Source organism: Brevibacterium rongguiense (genome assembly GCF_009857845.1).
Lineage (GTDB): Bacteria > Actinomycetota > Actinomycetes > Actinomycetales > Brevibacteriaceae > Brevibacterium > Brevibacterium rongguiense.
Genome location: NZ_WWEQ01000095.1, coordinates 1 through 5,860, shown reverse-complemented (window position 1 = coordinate 5,860; position 5,860 = coordinate 1). Strand labels below are relative to the sequence as shown.

Sequence of the window (5,860 nt, the reverse complement as noted above, 5' to 3'; positions counted from 1 at the left end):
GGGACATGAAGGCCTCCTGTGATGCGTGAGCGGTTTGTCGACAGCTCCACTCTCGCAATGGGAGGCCTTCACCTGTCAGCGGGTAGACCGCGATTCACGCAACAACGTCCCTGGACACCACAGCTAGACGCCCACCTCGGGCGCCGCCGGGTCGTTGCTGGCCAGCGCGCTGCTGCGCTTGGGCAGGGCCCCCACGACGAGCGTGAGCACGATCGCGAGCACGAGCGCGGCCGAGATCGCCCACATCCCGGCCTGCTGGCTGCCGGTCTTGTCGGCGAGGAAGCCCGTGATGTAGGGGCCGAAGAACCCCGACGTGTTGCCCACCGAGTTGATGAGCGCGACGCCCGAGGCCGCGCCCGCCCCGGACAGGAATGCGGTGGGCAGCGGCCAGAAGCACGCGAGCGCGCACATGACGCCCGAGGCGAAGATCGACACGCACACCATCGCGAGGAACGGCGAGGAGACCATCGTGGTGATGGGGATGACGATCGCCGCGACAGCGGTGGGGATGACGACGTGCCACACGCGCTCGCGGGTCCGGTCCCCGTGGCGGGCCCACACGAGCATGAGGACCGCGGCGAAGACGAAGGGGATCGCGGTGAGCAGGCCCTTCTGCATGATCGTGTAGGTGACCCCGAAGCGCTCCTGGAAGCCCGCGATGATCGTGGGCAGGAAGAAGCTGATGGCGTAGAGGCCGTAGACGACGCCGAAGTAGACGAACGACAGCGCCCAGATCCGCCCGCTGCGCAGGGAGGCGCTGACCGGCACGTGGAACGAGGTGGCCGTCGCCTCCTCCTCGGCGTCCATCTCCGCCTGCAGCCAGTCGCGCTCCTCGGGCTCGAGCCAGGCGGCGTCGCGCGGGCGGTCCGTGAGGTAGAACCAGCACATGAAGCCCAGCAGCACGGCGGGGACGCCCTCGATGAGGAACATGAAGCGCCAGCCGGCCAGCCCGAAGAGCAGGTCGTGGCCGTGCTGGATGAGCAGGGCGGACAGCGGGGCGCCGATGACCGAGGACAGCGGGATCGCGAGCATGAACAGGGCCACGGCGCGGGCGCGGTCGGCCTTGGGGAACCAGAACGTCAGGTAGAGGATGATGCCGGGGAAGAAGCCGGCCTCGGCGATGCCCAGCAGCAGGCGCAGGATGTAGAGCGTCCCTGCCCCCGGCACGAACGCGATGAGGCTCGCGACGATGCCCCACGTCACGAGGATGCGGGCGATCCAGCGGCGGGCGCCGAACTTATGCAGGGCGAGGTTCGAGGGCACCTCGAGGATGAGGTAGCCGATGAAGAACAGCCCGGAGGCCAGCCCGAACGTCGTGGCGGTCAGGCCGAGGTCCTCGTTCATGCCGTTGGGCCCGGCGAAGCCGATGTTTGTGCGGTCGAGGTAGTTGACGAAGTACAGCAGCCCCAGGAAGGGTGCCAGGCGCAGCGCCACCTTGCGCATCGTGCGCTTCTTCAGCTGGGGGTCCGGCTGGCCGCCGGCCTGGGCGCCGGGATTCGGGCCGGGGTGCGGGGAGGGTGCAGTCGCCATTGATGCATCCGTTCGGGATCGGGGGCGGACGGGAAAGGGGCGCGGCAGCACGGCGGGCACGGCCCGTGTGACGTGATGCGAATCACACCTGTGCACAGGTATACCGCATGGCGGCCCATCGGTCCAGGCCAGGGGCCCGCGGGGCGCGAGCGCGCCGGCTGCGGGGGCCTGCCGGCCGTGCTGCCCGGGCTCAGACGCTGGGCGTGAAGCGCCCATCCTGGGCCATCCAGCCGCCGTCGACGAGCAGCGAGTGGCCGGTGACGTAGCTCGAGGCGTCGGAGGCGAGGAAGAGGACGGGCCCGGCGATCTCCGGCAGGAGGCCCCAGCGGGCCAGTGCGGACTTGTCCGCGTACGCGTCCCACCAGGTGCGGTCGGCCTTGATCTGCTCGGTCAGCGGGGTCTCGAAGGGCCCCGGCAGGATCGCGTTGACGCGCACCCCCTGCGGGCCGAGCTCGCTGGCCATGGCCTTCGTCAGCTGCACGACGCCGGCCTTGGCCGCGGCGTAGAGGCCCTGCCCCGGCTCCACGACGAGCGCGCGGAATGAGGCGAAGACGACGATCGAGCCGCGGCCGGCGGCCGCCATCCGGGCGCCGAAGGCGCGCATGAGCCGGTACGTGCCCTTGAGGTTGATGTCGACGACGCGGTCGAACTCCTCGTCCGTCGTGTTCACCAGGCGCTTGCGCACGTTCATGCCGGGCGTGACGACGAGGATCTCCGCTCCCGCGTGGTCGGCGGCGAGGGCGTCCACGGCCGCCGTCGAGGTGATGTCCGCACCCGTCGCGGTGGCCTGTCCGCCGCGCTCGGCGATGATGTCCGCGGTGGCCTGCGCACCCTGCGAGTTGAGATCCGCGCAGACCACCCGCGCGCCCGCATCGGCCAGGCCGATCGCGGTGGCCTGGCCCAGGCCGGAGGCGGCGCCGACGACGACCGCCTCCTTCCCGGCGAGGTCGAACAGGCCGGCGATGTTGGGGAATCCCTGTGCGGTGGGCTGCGTCATGGGGCTGCTCGCTCCTCATCGGTGGGGGCCGCGGCGGCGGTGCCGGCGGCATCGGACCCCGCGCCCGTCTCCGCCGCGCGGACCTCCGCGAGCGCCTGGGTGTCCGGGGCGCGGAAGAACGTCGACTCCCGCGGGCGGCGGGCAAGGACAGTATCGATGTAGGAGCGCATGGCCGCCGCCGCGTCCATATCGTGGCCCGTGCGCTCGGAGAGGAACCACCGGTGGTCGAGGAACTCGTGGAAGATCTGCGGCCCCTCCAACCGCCCCTCGAGTTCGGGGGGCACCATGCCCAGCAGCGGCTCGTACGCGTGCTCCAGCCAGGACCGCGCGGCCTCCTCCTCCGAGGCATCGCCCAGGCCCACCGCGGCGCGGTAGCTGTCGAGGTCGTTGAGCAGGCGGCGGGCCTGGCCCTCCTGGGCGCGGATCCCCGCGAGGCGGTCGAGGCGGCGGGCGTGGTGGCCGGGCTCCACCACCTTGGGCTCGATGCGCGTCGTGGTGCCGTCGAGGTCTGTCGTGACCGTGAACTCGCCCAGGTCGAAGCCGAGCGCATTGAGCCGGCGGATGCGCTGGTCGATGCGCCAGCGCTCCTCGTCTGCGAACTCCTCCGTGGCGGTGAGCTCGTCCCACAGCGCCCGATAGCGCTCGAGGAGCAGGTTGACCATCTCGAGCGGATCGGCCTCGGCGTCCATGAGGCCCCCGGCCTGGAGGTCCATGAAGTCCCCGGCCAGGTTGACGCGGGCGAGCTCCAGGTCGTGCTCTCGCTGCCCCGCGGACAGCGAGGGGTGCAGCTCCCCGGTCTCCGCGTCGACCAGGTAGGCCGCGAACGCCTCGGCGTCGCGCCGGAAGAGCGTGTTCGACAGGGAGACATCGCCCCAGAAGAACCCGGCCAGGTGGAGGCGGACGAGGAGCACCGCCAGCGCGTCGACGAGCCGGCTCGCCGTGTTCGCGGCCAGCTGCCTGCTGAAGAGCGCGCGGTAGGGCAGGGAGAACTCGAGGTGCGGGGTGAGCAGCGCGCCCGGCAGCGGCGCGCCCTGCGCGTCGGTGCGCCCGGTGATGTAGCCCAGCGGCTTCACGGCCGGGGCGTCGAGGCTGGAGAGCGCGGCGAGCACCTCGTACTCGCGGCGGGCGATGGGCTCCTGGGTCTCCTTGACCGCGACGATGCGCCCCGCCAGCTCGACGAACCGGACCGGGTGGCGGGAGATGCCGCGGGGCAGGCCGACGAGCAGCTCCGCGGGCCAGTCCGCGAGCGGCACCGACCACGGCAGCCGGGCGATGTCGGCTTCCAGCTCGTCGACGTGCAGGTCCATGGCCGAAGCCTACCCGGCATGCACGTCAGCCGGCGGCGCTCTCCTGCCAGCGCGCGGGCAGCGCATCGGGCGGGCACATGTGGGTGATGCGGCCGTCCTCGAGCACGGCGATGCGGTCCGCGACCGCCAGCGCGTCGGCGACGTCGGCCGTGGCGTAGATCGTCGTGATGCCCAGCTCGCGCTGGAGCGCGCGGACCTGGTCGCGGGTGCTGGCGCGCACCTCGGGCGGCATCTTCACGAGCGGTTCGTCCATGAGGAAGACGGCCGGGTCGCGCACGAGCGCCCTGCCGAGCGCCACAGTCTGGCGCTGGGCGCCGGTCAGCTCGTCGGGGGAGGCGGTGAGCTGACCGGCGAGTCCCAGGCGCCCGGCGGCCGCGGCGACCCGCTCGTCCACCTCGGCGGGCCCGCGCCCGGCGAGGCGCAGCGCGAAGCCCATGTTCTCCGCGACGCTCATGTGGGGGTAGAGGGCGTAGTTCTCGAACGCCATCGTCACGTTGCGCTCGCCCGGGGTCAGCTGTGCGACATCGCGCTGGTCGATGGTGATCGTGCCGGTGGTGGGCTTCTCCATGCCCTGGATCATCCGCAGCAGGGTGGAGCGCCCGGAGCCCGGCCCGCCCAGCACGACGAGGAACTCGCCGTCGGCCACGCGCAGTGTGACGTCGAGCAGCGAGGGGCCGGTGGTCGACGGATACCGGTGCGTGACCCCGGTGAGGGCGACCGTTGCCATGACCACGTCCTTTGCTGATGAGCGCGGCGAACGCGGCGTCGGCCGCATCGCCTGATGCGAGTCTACGTGCGCCCGCCCGCCAGACCAATCCGCGGGGCCCTGTGTTTCTGCAGGTGAGACAGTCATCTCAGCGAGCGTCCGCAATCCGGCCACGCGGGGCGTGGGCTGGAGGGACCGTAGACTGGCCAGCATGGGTGCAGCGCTGGGCGATGTGGCGGCCGCCGCCGGGGTCTCCGTCAGCACCGTCTCGCGCGTGCTGGGCGGCCGGGGCGCGGTGGCCCAGGCCACCCGCGACCGCGTCGAGGCGGCCCTGGAGACCACCGGCTACGCGCGCTCGACGCTGCTCGCGCGCACCCCCGCCCGGCTGGTCGCCGTCTGCCCGCCGGCCGAGCCCGAGCACTGGCAGATCGACGTGTGCCGCGAGGTCGCGCTCCAGCTCCAGGCCGAGGAACTGCTCGTGAGCGTGCCGTTCCTCGATCCCGCCGGCGCCGAGGTGCGCGCGAGCGCCGCCGCCGGCGCCGCGGTCGTCGTCACCCCCACTTTCACCTCCCTCGAGACGGACCTGCCGGTCGTGCGGTTCGCCGAGGCCGCGCTCGGCACCGGGACGCCCGCCCGCGGTGCCGAGGCGGGCGGCCGCCGGGCCGGGGCCGCCCCCGGCTCCGAGCGGATCGCCGCACGGATCGACCTGACCGGCGGCCTCACCCTGGCCTTCGACCACCTCGCCGCCCTGGGCCACCGCCGGATCGGGCTCGTGTGCAACGACACGGGCGACCTGGCCGACATGCTCGCCCAGCGCTTCCGCGCGGAGCACCCGGCGCGCGCCGCCTCGTCCCGGCTGGGCGAGTGGATCGCCGCGGTGCCCAAGTCCCACGCGGGGGGCATGGAGGCCGCGGACCGGCTGCGCGACGCGACGTGCACCGCGGTCATCGTCCAGAGCGCGCTGCAGCTCTACGGTGTCTTCGCGGCCATGCGCCAGCGCCGCCTCGTGGTGCCCAGGGACCTCTCCGCAGTGGGGTTCGGCGACTCGGTGACGATGCGCTACACCGGCCCGCCGGCCACGGTGCTCGCACTCGATACGCCCGGGATGGCCGCGGCGCTCGCGGCGGGGGTGCGCACAGTCCTCGACCTGCCGGGCGCGCGCCTGCCCTCGATCGCCCCGACCTTCCGCCCGCGGCTGGTGGCGCGCGAGTCGACGACGGCGGTGCGCCGGTGAGCGGCCCCGTCCCGCGCCGCGCCGGCCCGGGCCTGGCGCTCATCGCGCGCACGGCGGGTGTGTCCGTGTCCACCGCCTCGCGCGTG

5 protein-coding genes are annotated in these 5,860 nt (G+C 73.0%); 1 reads left to right on the top strand and 4 read right to left on the bottom strand.

What is annotated here, in order from left to right:
* Nucleotides 1-123: 123 nt before the first annotated feature.
* The 4 genes from GSY69_RS13295 to GSY69_RS13280 all read right to left on the bottom strand — a co-directional run bounded on the left by GSY69_RS13295 (nucleotide 124) and on the right by GSY69_RS13280 (nucleotide 4,561).
* A complete protein-coding gene (locus tag GSY69_RS13295) occupies nucleotides 124-1,530 on the bottom strand; it encodes an MFS transporter (RefSeq protein WP_160954314.1) in 1,407 nt (468 codons plus the stop codon).
* Between the two features lie 190 nt (nucleotides 1,531-1,720).
* Complete coding sequence (locus GSY69_RS13290) at nucleotides 1,721-2,527, bottom strand: SDR family NAD(P)-dependent oxidoreductase (RefSeq protein WP_160954313.1); 807 nt, start codon at nucleotides 2,525-2,527, stop codon at nucleotides 1,721-1,723.
* Nucleotides 2,524-3,834 carry a DUF4032 domain-containing protein gene (locus GSY69_RS13285; RefSeq protein WP_160954312.1) on the bottom strand — a complete coding sequence of 437 codons (1,311 nt, stop codon included), beginning with the start codon at nucleotides 3,832-3,834 and terminating at the stop codon, nucleotides 2,524-2,526. Before GSY69_RS13285 ends, GSY69_RS13290 begins: the two co-directional genes overlap by 4 nt.
* 25 nt (nucleotides 3,835-3,859) lie before the next feature.
* The gene (locus tag GSY69_RS13280) at nucleotides 3,860-4,561 is read right to left on the bottom strand and encodes an ABC transporter ATP-binding protein (protein ID WP_160954311.1); all 702 of its coding nucleotides are present in this window, start codon (nucleotides 4,559-4,561) and stop codon (nucleotides 3,860-3,862) included.
* A gap of 190 nt (nucleotides 4,562-4,751) precedes the next feature.
* On the opposite strand from GSY69_RS13280, the gene GSY69_RS13275 reads away from it, so the two are divergent.
* Complete coding sequence (locus GSY69_RS13275; RefSeq protein ID WP_160954310.1) at nucleotides 4,752-5,774, top strand: substrate-binding domain-containing protein; 1,023 nt, start codon at nucleotides 4,752-4,754, stop codon at nucleotides 5,772-5,774.
* The last annotated feature ends 86 nt before the right edge of the window (nucleotides 5,775-5,860 follow it).